General features: G+C 54.7%; 15 protein-coding genes and 1 tRNA gene. 9 read left to right on the top strand and 7 right to left on the bottom strand.

All coding sequences use genetic code 11. From position 1 onward, the window contains the following. Nucleotides 1–21 precede the first annotated feature (21 nt). Genes SGBXF1_RS01665 through SGBXF1_RS01680 form a run of 4 tightly spaced genes read left to right on the top strand, consistent with a single transcriptional unit; the run spans nt 22 to nt 4,252 of the window. Complete coding sequence (locus SGBXF1_RS01665; protein ID WP_130382660.1) at nt 22–1,725, top strand: NAD(P)/FAD-dependent oxidoreductase; 1,704 nt, start codon at nt 22–24, stop codon at nt 1,723–1,725. Nucleotides 1,726–1,746: 21 nt separating this feature from the next. After that, nucleotides 1,747–2,841 carry a Rieske 2Fe-2S domain-containing protein gene (locus SGBXF1_RS01670; protein WP_202819435.1) on the top strand — a complete coding sequence of 365 codons (1,095 nt, stop codon included), beginning with the start codon at nt 1,747–1,749 and terminating at the stop codon, nt 2,839–2,841. Then, entirely contained in the window at nt 2,841–3,011 is a 171-nt protein-coding gene (locus SGBXF1_RS01675) for a flavin reductase (RefSeq protein ID WP_186427727.1), read from the top strand. The genes SGBXF1_RS01670 and SGBXF1_RS01675 overlap by 1 nt, the downstream gene beginning before the upstream one ends. Next, nucleotides 3,008–4,252 carry a cation:proton antiporter gene (locus SGBXF1_RS01680; RefSeq protein ID WP_186427728.1) on the top strand — a complete coding sequence of 415 codons (1,245 nt, stop codon included), beginning with the start codon at nt 3,008–3,010 and terminating at the stop codon, nt 4,250–4,252. Before SGBXF1_RS01675 ends, SGBXF1_RS01680 begins: the two co-directional genes overlap by 4 nt. Before the next feature lie 393 nt (nt 4,253–4,645). Here SGBXF1_RS01680 and SGBXF1_RS01685 read toward each other — a convergent pair. The 6 genes from SGBXF1_RS01685 to aspA form a co-directional block, all read right to left on the bottom strand. Beyond that, nucleotides 4,646–4,721 (bottom strand) — tRNA-Phe (locus tag SGBXF1_RS01685). Between the two features lie 159 nt (nt 4,722–4,880). Further along, nucleotides 4,881–5,456, bottom strand: coding sequence for a division control transcriptional repressor DicD (gene dicD, locus SGBXF1_RS01690; protein WP_037425894.1), 576 nt, complete (start codon nt 5,454–5,456; stop codon nt 4,881–4,883). A gap of 40 nt (nt 5,457–5,496) precedes the next feature. Further along, the gene (locus SGBXF1_RS01695) at nt 5,497–7,203 is read right to left on the bottom strand and encodes a protein-disulfide reductase DsbD (protein ID WP_186427729.1); all 1,707 of its coding nucleotides are present in this window, start codon (nt 7,201–7,203) and stop codon (nt 5,497–5,499) included. Further along, complete coding sequence (gene cutA / locus SGBXF1_RS01700; RefSeq protein WP_037425900.1) at nt 7,179–7,502, bottom strand: divalent cation tolerance protein CutA; 324 nt, start codon at nt 7,500–7,502, stop codon at nt 7,179–7,181. Before cutA ends, SGBXF1_RS01695 begins: the two co-directional genes overlap by 25 nt. A 125-nt stretch (nt 7,503–7,627) precedes the next feature. Then, nucleotides 7,628–8,929: an anaerobic C4-dicarboxylate transporter gene (locus SGBXF1_RS01705; RefSeq protein WP_037425903.1), complete on the bottom strand. Its 1,302-nt coding sequence runs from the start codon at nt 8,927–8,929 to the stop codon at nt 7,628–7,630. Nucleotides 8,930–9,178: 249 nt separating this feature from the next. Then, nucleotides 9,179–10,615: an aspartate ammonia-lyase gene (gene aspA, locus SGBXF1_RS01710; protein WP_061807521.1), complete on the bottom strand. Its 1,437-nt coding sequence runs from the start codon at nt 10,613–10,615 to the stop codon at nt 9,179–9,181. 346 nt (nt 10,616–10,961) lie between these two features. Here aspA and SGBXF1_RS01715 point away from each other — a divergent pair, with 346 nt between their 5' ends. From SGBXF1_RS01715 to SGBXF1_RS01730, 4 genes are all read left to right on the top strand, one after another. Beyond that, nucleotides 10,962–11,453: an FxsA family protein gene (locus SGBXF1_RS01715; protein ID WP_186427730.1), complete on the top strand. Its 492-nt coding sequence runs from the start codon at nt 10,962–10,964 to the stop codon at nt 11,451–11,453. Nucleotides 11,454–11,638: 185 nt separating this feature from the next. After that, entirely contained in the window at nt 11,639–11,932 is a 294-nt protein-coding gene (locus SGBXF1_RS01720) for a co-chaperone GroES (RefSeq protein ID WP_004952634.1), read from the top strand. Between the two features lie 45 nt (nt 11,933–11,977). Then, complete coding sequence (groL, locus tag SGBXF1_RS01725; protein WP_037425911.1) at nt 11,978–13,624, top strand: chaperonin GroEL; 1,647 nt, start codon at nt 11,978–11,980, stop codon at nt 13,622–13,624. 238 nt (nt 13,625–13,862) lie between these two features. After that, a complete protein-coding gene (locus SGBXF1_RS01730) occupies nt 13,863–14,207 on the top strand; it encodes a DUF4156 domain-containing protein (RefSeq protein WP_037425914.1) in 345 nt (114 codons plus the stop codon). A gap of 78 nt (nt 14,208–14,285) precedes the next feature. On the opposite strand, the gene epmB is transcribed toward SGBXF1_RS01730, so the two are convergent. After that, a complete protein-coding gene (gene epmB, locus SGBXF1_RS01735; RefSeq protein ID WP_037425917.1) occupies nt 14,286–15,314 on the bottom strand; it encodes an EF-P beta-lysylation protein EpmB in 1,029 nt (342 codons plus the stop codon). Nucleotides 15,315–15,356: 42 nt separating this feature from the next. Here epmB and efp point away from each other — a divergent pair, with 42 nt between their 5' ends. After that, nucleotides 15,357–15,923, top strand: a complete 567-nt coding sequence (efp, locus tag SGBXF1_RS01740) for an elongation factor P (protein WP_004952647.1) — start codon at nt 15,357–15,359, stop codon at nt 15,921–15,923. The last annotated feature ends 31 nt before the right edge of the window (nt 15,924–15,954 follow it).

Genomic DNA, 15,954 nt, shown 5'->3' on the forward strand with positions numbered 1-15,954 from the left:
TCATTAAGGAGATTTGCCCTCATGACTCAGAACAGCCCTGCGAACGGGCGCGATAACAACCACTTCGACGTGATCATCCTCGGCTCGGGCATGTCCGGCACCCAGATGGGGGCTATCCTGGCCAAACAGCAGTTTCGCGTGCTGATCATCGAGGAGTCGTCGCACCCGCGGTTCACGATCGGCGAATCGTCGATTCCCGAGACGTCTCTAATGAACCGTATCATCGCCGATCGCTACGGTATTCCGGAGCTCGACCACATTACGTCGTTTTACTCGACGCAGCGTTACGTCTCGTCGAGCACGGGCATTAAGCGCAACTTCGGCTTCGTGTTCCACAAACCCGGCCAGGAGCACGACCCGAAGGAGTTCACACAGTGCGTCATCCCCGAGTTGCCCTGGGGACCGGAGAGCCATTATTACCGGCAAGACGTCGACGCCTACCTGTTGCAAGCCGCCATTAAATACGGCTGCACGGTCCGCCAGAAGACTAAAGTGACCGAATACCACGCCGATAAAGACGGCGTCGCGGTGACCACCACCGAGGACGAACGGTTCACCGGCCGGTACATGATCGACTGTGGAGGACCCCGCGCGCCGCTCGCGACCAAGTTCAATCTCCGCGAAGAGCCGTGTCGCTTCAAAACGCACTCGCGCAGCCTCTACACGCACATGCTCGGAGTCAAGCCGTTCGACGATATTTTCAAGGTCAAGGGGCAGCGCTGGCGCTGGCATGAGGGGACCTTGCACCACATGTTCGAGGGCGGCTGGCTCTGGGTGATTCCGTTCAACAACCACCCGCGGTCGACCAACAATCTGGTGAGCGTCGGCCTGCAGCTTGATCCGCGTGTCTACCCGAAAACGGACATCTCCGCGCAGCAAGAGTTCGACGAATTCCTCGCGCGGTTCCCGAGCATCGGGGCGCAGTTCCGCGACGCTATGCCGGTGCGTGACTGGGTCAAGACCGACCGCCTGCAGTTCTCGTCGACTACCTGCATCGGCGATCGCTACTGCCTGATGCTGCACGCGAACGGGTTTATCGATCCGCTCTTCTCCCGGGGGCTCGAGAACACTGCGGTGACCATTCACGCGCTCGCGGCGCGCCTCATCAAGGCGCTGCACGACGATGACTTCTCCCCTGAACGCTTCGAGTACATCGAACGCCTGCAGCAAAAGCTTTTGGACCACAACGACGACTTCGTTAGCTGCTGCTACACGGCGTTCACGGACTTCCGCTTGTGGGACGCGTTCCACAGGCTGTGGGCAGTCGGCACGATCCTCGGGCAGTTTCGGCTCGTACAAGCCCACGCGAGGTTCCGTGCTTCGCGCGACGAGGGTGACCTCGATCATCTCGACAACGACCCTCCGTACCTCGGGTACCTGTGCGCAGACATGGAGGGCTACTACCAGTTGTTCAACGACGCCAAAGCCGAGATCGAGGCCGTAAGCGCCGGGCTCAAGCCGACCGGGGAGGCTGCGGCGCGGATCCACGCCCTCATCGACGAACGAGACTTCGCCAAGCAGATGTTCGGTTTCGGGTACTGCATCACCGGGGACAAGCCGCAGCTCAACAACTCGAAGTACAGTCTACTGCCGGCGATGAAGCTGATGCACTGGACACAAACCAGCGCGCCGGCAGAGGTGAAAAAGTACTTCGACTACAACCCGATGTTCGCGCTGCTCAAGGCGTACATTACGACCCGTATCAGCTTGACTCGTAAGAAGTAATCGGCCGTCGAGGACACAAAAATGATGAGCGACATTCAATGGGTTCAAACGAGCGTTGAGGAACATCCTTCGAGGGTGTACGACGCGACCACGAGCGTGGCCGCGAGTTGGTACGTCGCGATGCGCTCGGACGACCTCAAGGATAAGCCGAAGGAGTTGACGCTCTTCGGCCGTCCGTGCGTGGCGTGGCGCGGAGCGACGGGGCAGGCCGTGGTGATGGACCGCCACTGCTCGCACCTTGGCGCGAACCTGGCCGACGGGCAGGTCAAGGACGGGTGCATCCAATGCCCGTTTCATCACTGGCGGTACGACGAGCAGGGCCAGTGCGTTCACATCCCCGGTCACAACCAGACGGTGCGCCGGCTGGAGCCCGTGCCGCGATCGGTGCGCCAGCCAACGTGGGTCACCGCTGAGCGATACGGCTACGTGTGGGTCTGGTACGGCTCCCCAGAGCCGCTGCACCCGCTGCCCGAAATCGCCGCAGCCGACGTCGACAACGGGGACTTTATGCACCTGCACTTCGCATTCGATACGACGACGGCTGTCTTGCGGATCGTAGAGAACTTCTACGACGCGCAACACGCGTCCCCCGTGCACGAGCTCCCGATTTCGGCCTTCGAGCTCAAGCTGTTCGACGATTGGCATCCGTGGCCAGAGGTTGAGTCTCTGGCACAGGCGGGCGCGTGGTTCGGTGCCGGGATCGACTTCACCGTGGACCGGTATTTCGGGGCCTTCGGCATGCTGGCACGTGTGCTCGGCCTGAATATGTCGCAGATGAACCTGCACTTCGATGGTTACCCCGGCGGGTGCGTCATGACCGTCTCCCTGGACGGAGACTTCAAATACAAGCTGCTCCAGTGTGTGACGCCGGTGAGCGACGGCAAGAATGTCATGCACATGCTCATCTCGATCAAGAAGGTGGGGGGCGCTTTGCGCCGCGCAACCGACTACGTGCTGTTCGGGCTGCAGACCCGACAGGCAGCGAAGTTTGACGTTAAAATCTGGAACGGGATGAAGCCTGACGGCGGCGGCGCGTACAGCAAGTACGATAAGCTCGTGCTCAAGTACCGTGCGTTCTACCGGGGCTGGGTCGACCGCGTTGCGAGTGAGCGGTGATGCGTAAGTCGGCGGCCCTAAACGAGCCGGTCGCGGACAGGTCGTTCCGCCAGGCGCTCGCGAACCTGGCGAGCGGCGTCACGGTCATCACGGCGTATGGCGCGGCGGATCCGCTCGGGCTCGCGGCCAGCAAGTTCGTGTCGGTGCCGCTTTTTCCGAGGCATTCATGACTGTCTGGCTGTTGCAACTGGTGCTGGTGATCGCGCTCTGCAACGTCTGCGGCCGCATTGCCGAACGGCTCGGCCAGTGCGCGGTCGTCGGCGAGATCGCAGCCGGTTTGCTGTTGGGTCCTTCGCTGTTGGGCGTGATCGCACCGGATTTTTACGATGCGTTGTTCGGCCCACACACGCTGTCGGCGATGGGGCAAGTCGGTGAAGTCGGCTTGATACTGCTGATGTTTCAGGTTGGTCTGCATATGGAGTTGGGCGAGACGCTGCGCGACAGGCGTTGGCGCATGCCCGTCGCCATCGCCGTGGGTGGGCTCGTCGTACCGGCCGCGATCGGCATGATTGTCGCCACTGTCTCGAAAGACATGCTCGCCAGCGATGCGCCGGCGCTGCCTTATATACTCTTCTGCGGTGTCGCGCTTGCGATATCAGCGGTACCGGTGATGGCGCGCATCGTCGACGACCTGGCGCTCAACGCCATGGTGGGCGCGCGGCACGCCATGTCTGCCGCTATGTTGACGGATGCGCTCGGATGGATACTGCTTGCCACCATTGCTTCGCTATCGAGCGGGCCTGGTTGGGCATTTGCGCGCATGCTCGTCAGCCTGCTCGCGTATCTGGTGTTGTGCGCGTTCCTGGTGCGCTTCGTGGTTCGACCGATGCTTATGCGGCTCGCATCGACTGCGCATGCGGCGCGCGACCGCTTGGCCGTGTTGTTATGTTTCGTAATGGCGTCGGCACTCGCGACGTCGCTGATCGGATTTCATAGCGCATTTGGCGCACTTGCGGCGGCGCTATTCGTGCGGCGCGTGCCCGGTATTGCAAATGAGTGGCGGGAGAACGTCGAAGGTTTTGTCAGGCTTGTGCTGATGCCGGTATTTTTCGCGTATGCGGGGCTACATGCGTCGATCGGCACGATCGACGACGCGGCATCATGGATGTGGTTCGGCGTATTCCTCGCGGGTGGATTCATCGGCAAGTTCGGCGGCAGTTATCTGGGCGCGCGTGCCACCGGGCTTGAGCCACGCGATGCGATGTTGGTTAGCTCGCTGATGAATACGCGCGGCTTGATGGAGCTCATCGTCCTGTCAATCGGTCTGCAGATGCAGATCCTTCCGCCAAAGGTCTATACGATCCTCGTGGTGTTCGCGCTGGTGACGACGGCGCTGACTGTACCGCTGGTTCGATTCACGCTGCGCGTGCAATTGCGCACGACGCCGGCAATCCCGGACGCCGATAAGTGACGTACATCTGATAGGTTACGCTAATTGAAAATTGCTGCCTCTGGCGGATCGCTACAGGGTGTTTTCATGCAGAATTAGTGGTGCCGGACTCGGACAACCGGCGTTTACGCTGAGTTGAACAACGCTTTAGCGTTGGCCCGTAGGGTGAGGCCCTTGGCCGAATAATCGAACTTGTTCGATGGAAAGTCCTATCCCTGAAAGCAAAAAAACCGCCATAGGCGGGTTCTTCTAAACAGGGTTCTGGACTCGGACAACCGGCGTTTACGCCGAGTTGAACAATGCTTTAGCGTTGGCCCGCAGGGTGAGGCCTTTGGCCGAATAATCGAACTTGTTCGATGGAGAGTCCCTACGCCAGAAAGCAAAAAACCCGCCATAGGCGGGTTCTTCTAAATATGGTGCCCGGACTCGGAATCGAACCAAGGACACGGGGATTTTCAATCCCCTGCTCTACCGACTGAGCTATCCGGGCAACGCGCAGCATTAAACCGTATTGGTCGAAGGCAGTCAACGGCTTTATCAACGAAATCAGGTAAAACGCGTCTGGTTGCTGGCTTTTCGGTCAAAGGGCATGAAAATTGCACCAAGACTGTCAGCGTTCGGCGGCGGCAGTGTACCGCCACGAGTGAGTTTAGCTTAATGCCCCGTTCCTGCGACACTGGGCCACTTGTAAGATGTCCTCCGCCAGTCGCTTCGCGACAGATACGTCCTGTAGCTGACGTTTTACCAGCAGTTTACTCAGGCAACCCTCCTGAATCAGCTCCATCTGCTGTGCCACCATATCGGCGTCATCGGCGTCCATTTCACGCAGTAGATCACGGGTCAGATCCAACGATGTCAGCTTCTGTTGTTCCGCTAACTGATGGATAGGGTGGTCCACCTCTGGGAAGAAACTGCAGGCGGCAATAAACAGGCAACCTGGGTAGCGGTCATGTTTGACGTATTCTTCCAGAACGTCATAGCGCGCCAGCAGCTTTTGTTGTGGACTTAGGGTTTCGTCCAATAATAATTGGCGGCGCCAGGTGTCAATTTGCTGACCGTGATAACGCAGGCAGTCATACAATAATGCTTCGCGATCCGGCCAGAATCGCTTCAGGTCACTCGGTTGCACGTCGAGTTTATCTGCCAACATTTCTAATGTGGCGGTCGCCAGGCCCTGTTGTTCCAACAGCCCCAGTGCCGTATCAAGAACATGTTCACGTTGCACTTGTGCTCCCTCCAAATTCGGTTCTGAATTTCAGTGTTATTTATTGCACCACTTTCTGCAAATGCGCGTTGAACGCCGCTGCATCCATAAATCCGGTTACTCGTTGGTTTGTTAACTCTTGTCCAGCGCCATTAAAGAACAGAATTGTCGGTAATCCCAAGACTTTTAGGTGTTTGAGAAGCGCGACCTGCTCAGTATTGTTGGCGGTCACATCGGCTTGCAGCAGCACTGTATTGGAAAGGGTTGTCTGAACCGTTGTATCGCTGAAGGTGTACTTTTCGAACTCCTTGCAGGCTACACACCAATCTGCGTACAGATCCAGCATTACTGGCTTCCCTTGCGCTTGTTGTAGCGCAAGATTGAGCTCTTCTACATTATTAATACGCGTGAAGTTCAAATGTTGCACTGTAGCTTGTTGTACGCTGTTGGCACCAAACGCCCAGTCTTGTAGCGGGCGTGCGGTAATCACCGTTGCTGCCAGCAGCAGTAATTGCAACGCGCGCACCCAGCCGCGGGAAGTTTTCAGACTTAACGTGAATGCCCAACCGAAGAACGCCAGGCCGAGCAGGCTCCACAACCGCAGCCCCCACAAGTCGCCAATGACGCGTTCCAACAAGAATACTGGCAACGCCAGGATCACAAAGCCAAAGGCTTCTTTGACATACTGCATCCATGGGCCGCTACGCGGCAACAGGCGATTGCCGAACAGCGTCACTAACACCAGTGGAATACCCATGCCTAATGCGTAGAGGTACAACGTACCTCCGCCAGCCCACATGTTACCGCTTTGGGCAATGTACAGCAGGATAGCGCTGAGCGGCGCAGTGGTGCACGGAGAACAAATCAGCCCAGCCAGCGCGCCCATCAGGAATACGCCAGGTAACGAACCGCCTTGTTGGGTGTTGCTCCAGCCCGCCAGTCGTGTTTGCAGTGAAGAAGGCAATTGCAGCGAATACAGACCGAACATCGACAATGCCAATGCGATAAACAGTATCGACAGCCCGATGAGAACATACGGGTGTTGCAGTGCTGCCTGGAACTGTAGCCCGGCAGCGGCAACCACTAAACCCAGCAGGGTGTAGGTCAGCGCCATACCTTGAACATACACCACGGACAGCGCCAGTATGCGCCCACTGCTGTGCGGTTTTTCACGCCCAAGGATGATGCCGGAAATCAGCGGATACATCGGCAACACGCAGGGGGTGAAAGCAATGCCAATGCCAATTAGCAGTGCCCACAGAGGGGAGAATGGCAGACTGGCTGGTGCAGGTGCTTCAGGCGCAACGGCAGGTGGCGCGGTGTCGGTACTTACGGCATCCAAAGGGATCACCCGTGTTTCCGGTGGGTAGCAGAAACCCGCTTCGGCGCAGCCCTGATAAGTCACACTCAGGCTGGCACCACTGACCGCCTGCTGTAGGGGTATGGGCAGAGTAAGCTGTTGTTTGAAAATAGCCACTTCGCCGAAGAACTCATCTTTATGACTCAGTCCGGCGGGTAGCTTAAAGGCCCCTAACGTCGCCTGCTGTGGCACCAGTTTGATCTGCTGGCGGTACAGGTAATATCCGGGGCGGATTTGCCAGTTTAGCGTGAGCTGGTGGTCTTGCTGCTTAAAATCAAAGGCAAAAGCCTGATCGACGGGCACGAATTGGCTGCCACCATTTTGGGTGAACAACGATGCCTGAGCCGCCTGTGGCAAAAAAAACAGGCTGCAAAGCAGAAATATCAATTTAATGAGGCGTTGATCCATAACAGGTAGTCTTTATCTCCAGCCATCACCGGCAGCACCAGCAGCTCGGGCGTTTGATACGGGTGATGTTGTTTCAAGTAGTTGAGCAGGGCGTCTTGGTGGTGGCGATCGCTTTTGAACAGCATTTGCACTTCGTACTCCTGTTCCAGTTTCCCTTCCCAGTAGTACAACGATGATGCGCCGGGTAGCAGCGTGGCGCAAGCCGCCAGCTTTTCTCCCAAGACCCGGGCTGCCAGGTCTTGTGCCGTGGCTTCATCGGGTGCGGTGCAGAGTATGACGATAGCTTCGCAATCAGACATCTTCGGCCCTCTCATCCAAATTATCAGTGGGCACTATACCTTGAAGGACGGTCGGCTAGAAGGCGAGTTTATCGCCAGTGGGGCAGGGTTGGGGGAAACCGGGGCGGTAAGCCCCGGTGAACGCATTACAGCATTACGCTACCAAGCAGGAAACCGAATAGCACCGCTAATATCACTCCGATGGTGCCCGGAATAAAGAATGGGTGGTTAAATACAAAGCGCCCGATGCGCGTGGTGCCGGTGTCATCCATCTGCACTGCCGCGACCAGTGTTGGGTAGGTTGGCAGGATGAACAGACCGGAGACGGCGGCGAAAGACGCTACGGCGGTCAGTGGCGATACATTCAGTGCCAGCGCCATTGGCATCAACGCCTTGGCAGTGGCCGCCTGAGAGTACAGCAGCGCCGAGCAGAAGAAGAAGATCACGGCCAGCAGCCATGGGTGTGATTGAATCACGCTGCCTGCTGTCTCTTTGATCCAGTCAATATTGGCCTGCACGAAAGTATCACCCAACCAAGCCACGCCCAGAATACAGATACAGGCGCTCATACCGGCCTTGAAGGTGCTGGAGTTCAGCACGGAGTCAGTATCGACGCGGCACAATAGCGTCGTCAGGGTGGCTACGCTCAGCATGATGATCAAAATCGCGTTGGTGGTGTTCATCAAGGGTTTTGCTACCAGGCCCAGGCCTGGGCTGTTGATGATGGCGTAGGCGACCACGCACAGCACACCCAGCAGGAACAGCAATACAGAGACTTTGGCACGTGGCTTGATTTCCATTACCTTGTTGCCGCGCAGAGTCACTAGGCCTTCTTCAAGGCGCTTCAGGTACACCGGGTCGTCAGACAATTTAGAATCGAACAGCCAGCTCACCAGCAACGACATCACCAGTACAGCGCAGAAAGTTGAAGGCATTACCACCATCAGCAGATGCAGATAGCTGACACCGTGGCCTTCCATCACGGAAGACATGTAAACCACAGCAGCTGAAATGGGTGAGGCAGTGATGGCAATCTGAGCGGAAACCACGGCGGTAGACAGTGGGCGGCAAGGCTTGATGCCCTGTTCTTTCGCCACTTCTGCAATGACGGGCAGTGCGGAAAGGGAGATGTTGCCGGTACCGGCAAAGATGGTCAGAAAATAGGTGACGATCGGCGCTAAAATCGTGATGTGTTTTGGATTCTTGCGCAGCAGTTTTTCAGTTTGCTGCACCAAATAATCCATACCGCCAGCGACCTGCATTGCTGAGATCGCGGCAATTACAGCCATGATGATAGAAATCACGTCGAAAGGGATGCTACCGGGCTTCACGCCAATCAGCGCCAAGACCAAAACCCCGAGACCGCCTGCAAATCCAATTCCGATACCGCCCAGCCTGGCCCCTAAAAAAATGGCCAGCAGAACGATAACCAATTCTACGGCTAACATAGTGTCTACTCCTTAAAATGAGCTTTGCCCTTCATTCTTGATGCCGCATCTGCGTTGGCTACCAGTACTCACCCCAGTCACTTACTTGAGCAAGCGCCTCGGGATTCACTCTCTTGCCGCCTTGATGTAGCCCCAATTATTTTGGGTGTAAATTGAAAATAAAAAGTTAAATTTTTGTGGGCGATGGAAAGTAAAAAGGCACGCTATCCAGGGGATTTAGCGTGCCTTTTTGGCTACCGGGTGTATCTGCTATTGTTCATTTTCATCCGTATAGCGTTTGGCTTTATAGGCCGGGTGCATCAAGTTCTCCACGGAGAAGATGTCATCCAACTCGGCTTCAGTCAGCAGACCGCGTTCCAATACGACTTCACGTACGGTTTTACCTGTTTCGGCGCAGATCTTCCCGACGATGTCACCATTGTGGTGGCCAATGAACGGGTTCAGATAGGTGACGATACCGATAGAATTGAAGACGTAGTGTTCGCACACTTCTTTATTCGCGGTGATGCCGTTAATGCATTTTTCCAGCAGGTTATAGCATGCGTTGGTCAGGATATGGATAGACTCAAACATGGCCTGGCCAATGACCGGCTCCATCACGTTCAACTGCAATTGGCCTGCTTCGGCCGCCATGGTAACGCAAGTGTCGTTGCCAATCACCTTGAAACACACCTGATTGACCACTTCCGGGATAACCGGGTTCACTTTGGCTGGCATGATAGAGGAGCCCGCCTGCAGTTCCGGCAGGTTGATTTCGTTCAAGCCGGCGCGTGGCCCTGAAGACAGCAGGCGCAGGTCATTACAGATTTTAGACAGTTTAACCGCCAGGCGTTTCAGTGCGCTGTGTACCATCACATAAGCGCCGCAGTCTGAGGTGGCCTCGATCAAATCTTCGGCTGGCACCACCGGCAGATTACTGATTTCTGCCAGTTTCTGGACTGCCAATTGTGGGTAACCTTCAGGGGTGTTCAGCGCTGTACCAATCGCGGTGGCACCCAGGTTCACTTCCAGCAATAGCTCAGCAGTGCGATGCAGGTTACGGGTTTCTTCTTTCAGCAGGACGCTGAAAGCGTGGAATTCCTGGCCCAGAGTCATAGGGACGGCATCCTGCAGCTGGGTACGACCCATTTTCAGGATGTTTTCAAATTCTTTGGCCTTATGGTCAAAACCTTCGCGCAGTTGGTTGATGGCGTCGATCAGCTTTTGGTTGGAGGCGTAAACTGCAATACGGAAACCGGTCGGGTAGGCGTCGTTAGTGGATTGGCATTTGTTGAGGTGGTCGTTAGGGTTCAGGTATTGATATTCCCCTTTCTGATGACCCATCAATTCCAGACCGATATTCGCCAGTACTTCGTTGGTGTTCATGTTCAGAGAAGTGCCTGCGCCGCCCTGGAACACGTCTACCGGGAACTGGTCCATGCATTTGCCTTTATCCAGCACTTCGTCACAGGCCTGGATGATGACATCAGCGATTTTACGCGGAATGGTTTTTAGTTCTTTGTTCGCCATCGCTGCGGCTTTTTTTACCATCACCATGCCACGAACAAATTCGGGCACATCGCTAATTTTGCTGTTGCTGATATAGAAGTTTTCAATCGCACGCAGAGTGTGAACACCGTAATAGGCTTCTGCGGGGACTTCACGTGTTCCTAACAGGTCTTCTTCGATACGAATGTTATTTGACATGAGAACCTTCTTTAAATTGCTGCCGAATTAATTAATTGTCAGGTAACCAAATTATGTTGCCGAAGGCTTCAGGCGTGAAACGATTAACCATAGTGCCCGTTGCTGCCCAGATCATATGCTGGTTAGTAATAAATGACTGAATCCAGATCACCTTCTGGGCCTTCTTAAATCACGTGTTTCGTGTTCTGTGATCTCATTCACGTTTACTAACTTTAGCAATAAAAAAGGGCCTTTGGTTGAAATGGCTACCGGCTGACCCCATTGTATTGAGGTCGGCCGTTTACCGGCCTCTTTTTCCGCGTTGTCGCCCTTGTGCGGCTGCGCAACGCTACCAGAGGAGAACCAGGTGCGCTGGTTACCGTTACTGCTGATATTTCTGTTGGCTTACATAGAAATATCCCTATTTATCAAAGTTGCCGCCGTATTGGGTGTGGCGATTACTCTGTTGCTGGTGGTGTTCACCTCCTGCGTCGGCATTTCGTTGGTGCGCAATCAGGGCATGAAAACTTTCATGCAAATGCAACAGAAACTGGCCGCCGGTGAAAGCCCAGCAGCGGAGATGGTGAAGAGTGTTTCGCTGGTGCTGGCGGGCTTCCTGCTGCTGGTCCCGGGCTTCTTTACGGACTTCCTCGGTCTGCTGTTGCTATTGCCGCCAGTGCAGAAGTCGCTGACGTTGAAGTTGATGCCGCATCTGTCCGTCTACCGCCCTGGTGGTTGGGGACAGGGGGGCGATGCTGCCAATGGCAACACCTTCGACGGCGAATTTCAGCGTAAGAATGATGATCGCTATACGTTGGATCACCAACCTGACGATCATGACACGCGTAACGATCGCTGAAAAAACGCGGCTCAGGCCGCGTTTTTTGTATCTGTAGCCCAGTATTGCCATTAAAAGCGAAAATTTTTTTGGCCGGCCCCTTGAAGGGGGATGGAATGCCCCCATTTCAAATTCCACGAGGCCGGTAATAACAATCCGGTGACAACCCTAAATCTGATAGAGACCTTCTTACAGGAGAGCGTTCAATGAGTATTCGTCCATTGCATGACCGCGTTATCGTCAAGCGCAAAGAAGTTGAATCAAAATCTGCTGGCGGCATCGTTCTGACTGGCTCTGCAGCGGGTAAATCTACTCGTGGTGAAGTAGTTGCAGTTGGTAAAGGACGTGTTCTGGAAAGCGGCAACATCCAGCCGCTGGATGTAAAAGTTGGCGATATCGTGATTTTCAACGACGGCTACGGCGTGAAAGCAGAGAAGATCGACAATGAAGAAGTGTTGATCATGTCCGAAAGCGACATTCTGGCAATTGTTGAAGCGTAATTACGCTTTTATCTTCTGAACTGAACGAGTTGAAGGGAAATACCAATGGCAGCTAAAGACGTAAAATTCGGCAATGACGCTCGCGTGAAAATGCTCCGCGGTGTGAATGTTCTCGCTGATGCAGTAAAAGTGACCCTGGGCCCGAAAGGCCGTAACGTAGTGCTGGATAAATCCTTCGGCGCTCCTACCATCACTAAAGATGGCGTATCTGTTGCTCGTGAAATCGAACTGGAAGACAAGTTTGAAAACATGGGCGCGCAAATGGTGAAAGAAGTTGCCTCTAAAGCGAACGACGCTGCAGGCGACGGTACCACCACTGCAACCGTACTGGCTCAATCCATCATCACCGAAGGCCTGAAAGCAGTGGCTGCCGGCATGAACCCGATGGATCTGAAGCGCGGCATCGACAAAGCGGTTATCGCTGCTGTTGAAGAGCTGAAAAAACTGTCCGTACCTTGTTCTGACTCCAAAGCTATCGCTCAGGTAGGCACTATCTCTGCAAACTCCGACGAAACCGTGGGTAAACTGATTGCAGAAGCGATGGAAAAAGTGGGTAAAGAAGGCGTCATCACCGTTGAAGAAGGCACTGGCCTGCAAGACGAGCTGGACGTGGTTGAAGGTATGCAGTTCGATCGTGGCTACCTGTCTCCATACTTCATCAATAAACCAGAAACAGGTTCTATTGAGCTGGAAAGCCCGTTCATCCTGCTGGCAGACAAGAAAATCTCCAACATCCGTGAAATGCTGCCAGTACTGGAAGCCGTAGCGAAAGCAGGCAAACCACTGCTGATCATTGCTGAGGATGTTGAAGGCGAAGCACTGGCTACTCTGGTCGTTAACACCATGCGCGGCATCGTGAAAGTGGCTGCGGTTAAAGCACCTGGTTTCGGCGACCGTCGTAAAGCCATGCTGCAGGACATCGCTACCCTGACTGCCGGTACCGTTATCTCTGAAGAGATCGGTCTGGAGCTGGAAAAAGCGACCCTGGAAGACCTGGGCCAGGCTAAGCGTGTTGTGATCAACAAAGACACCACCATCATCATCGATGGCGTGGGCGACGAAGCGACTATCAAAGGCCGCGTTACCCAGATCCGTCAGCAGATCGAAGAAGCGACCTCTGACTACGATCGTGAAAAACTGCAAGAGCGTGTCGCTAAACTGGCTGGCGGCGTTGCCGTTATCAAAGTTGGCGCAGCAACTGAAGTTGAAATGAAAGAGAAGAAAGCACGCGTTGAAGATGCCCTGCACGCAACCCGTGCTGCGGTTGAAGAGGGCGTGGTTGCTGGCGGTGGTGTTGCACTGATCCGTGTAGCAAGCAAAATCGCTAACCTGAAAGGCGACAACGAAGACCAGAACGTCGGTATCAAGGTTGCTCTGCGCGCAATGGAATCTCCACTGCGTCAGATCGTAATCAACGCCGGTGAAGAAGCTTCCGTGATTGCTAACAACGTGAAAGCAGGCGAAGGCAGCTACGGCTACAACGCTTACACCGAAGAATACGGCGACATGATCGCGATGGGTATCCTGGATCCAACCAAAGTAACCCGTTCTGCTCTGCAGTACGCGGCTTCTGTGGCTGGCCTGATGATCACCACCGAATGCATGGTAACCGACCTGCCAAAAAGCGACGCACCTGATTTAGGTGGCGCTGGTGGTATGGGCGGCATGGGCGGCATGGGCGGCATGATGTAATCATCCCCCACGTTAGCGTGTGCAAAAGCCCCGGCCAATTGGTCGGGGCTTTTTTTTGCGTGCTTTATCGCACGGCTTTTGATGATATTTTTGCAGACCGGACTGATTTAGCTGGTAAACTGATCTTTCATCAGCTGTCGCTCAAGACGTTGGCCAGCACCAGTGGCAACGGATGCTTAAGAGATGGCAACGCTTTCTGATAAGCTTTTGCGAAATTCTCAAATAGATGGGGAACAAGATGCGGATTAAAGCCTTACTGGGTCTTTCGGCAGCCGTGCTGCTGGCAGGTTGCAGCAGCACCAATGAACTGTCCGCCGCAGGCCAACAGGTTAAATTCACTGACACCAAACCGGCAGCAGAATGCCAGCTGGTGGGCGAAGTGACCGGCACTCAGAGCAACTGGTTGTCAGGTAACGGTGGTGAAGGTAGTTCCATGCGTGGGGCGGCAAACGATCTGCGTAATAAAGCTGCGGCAATGGGTGGCAATGTGATTTATGGTGCAACCAGCCCAAGCCAGAACTTGCTATCAAGCTTTGCCCCATTAGACAGCAAAATGGTCGGCCAGGTTTATAAGTGCCCGTAACATAATACTGTTTACAACATGGCATAAAAAAGAGGCATGCTCAGGCATGCCTCTTTTTGTATCGATAAACCGTCACGGTCAGTCTTGCATCAGGTGCAGATCGAGCGGGGTTTTGCTTGGCTTACCGCCGACTTCACGGGTAAGGCGAGGCACCATATAGCCAGAAACCTTGCTCAGCAGTGACTGCATGATCTTACGCGCCTCGTCATCACTGACCATAAAGTGCGCGGCTCCCTGTACCTTATCTAGCACGTGGATATAGTACGGCAGAATACCGGCGTCGAATAACGCGTTACTCAGCGCCGCCAGCGTGTCAGCATTGTCATTAATGCCACGCAGCAGCACGCTTTGATTCAGCAACGTGACACCGGCCAGACGCAGTTGTGCCATGCTGGCCTGAAGTTCACGGTCAATCTCATTGGCATGGTTGATATGCGTTACCATCAACACCTGTAGGCGTGATGCTGATAGCCTCTGGCATAGCTCAGGCGTAATACGTGCAGGGATAACGACGGGTAAGCGGGTATGAATACGCAGCCGTTTCAGGTGCGTAATGGCTTCTAACTCGCCGATCAGCCAGTCCAGTTCATGGTCTTTCGCCATCAACGGGTCACCACCGGAGAAAATAATCTCATCCAGTTCTGGGTGTTGGCGGATATAATCCAGCGCCTGACGCCAGTTGGCCTTGTTGCCCTGGTTGTCCTGATACGGGAAATGGCGGCGGAAGCAGTAACGGCAGTTGACCGCACAGCCGCCTTTAACCAACAGCAAAGCACGATTACGGTATTTATGCAGCAGGCCTGGCACCACACTACGTTGTTCATCCAGTGGGTCGTTTGTGAAGCCAGGCGCATTGATGAACTCTTCGCTGGCAGTCAGTACCTGGCGCAGTAAGGGGTCATCGGGATCGCCGGGACGCATGCGTGCGGCGAAGGCGCGTGGTACGCGCAGTGCGAACAGGCGTCGGGCTTCGCGGCCCTGCGGCAGCTCTGGATGCGTATTCAGTGATAAAAGCTGCAGTAATTCATCGGGATCGGTAATAACATCGGCGAGTTGATGCAACCAATCTTCTCTATATGCCGTACTTTGGGTTATAATGTGTGCCATTTTTTTGGCTAAGCTACCAGTTTAAATATTCAGAGGGCCATCATGGCGACTTATTCTAGCAACGATTTCCGTCCGGGTCTTAAAATCATGTTCGAGGGTGAACCTTACGCCATCGAATCCAGTGAGTTCGTTAAGCCGGGCAAAGGCCAGGCGTTTGCACGCGTTAAAATGCGTCGTCTGCTGACCGGCAGCCGCGTTGAAAAAACCTTCAAATCTACTGACTCTTGCGAAGGCGCAGACGTTGTAGATACCAACATGAACTACCTGTACAACGACGGTGAGTTCTACCACTTCATGCACCCTGAGACTTTCGAGCAGCACGGTGTTGAAGAAAAAACTGTTTCTGATGCGGCAAAATGGCTGCAAGATAACGCAGAATGTATCGTTACCCTGTGGGACGGTCGTCCTATCGCGGTTCAGCCGCCGAACTTCATCGAAGCTGAAATCACTGATACCGATCCAGGCCTGAAAGGCGACACTGCTGGTACCGGCGGCAAGCCTGCTACCCTGAGCACTGGCGCTGTGGTTAAGGTTCCATTGTTCGTACAGATTGGCGAAGTTGTCCGTGTTGACACCCGCTCTGGCGAATACGTTTCACGCGTTAAATAAGTTTCAACACAAAGGAGCCAAGCTTGGCTCC

It is taken from the genome of Serratia grimesii, from assembly GCF_900186025.1.
Classification (GTDB): Bacteria; Pseudomonadota; Gammaproteobacteria; order Enterobacterales; family Enterobacteriaceae; genus Serratia; species Serratia grimesii.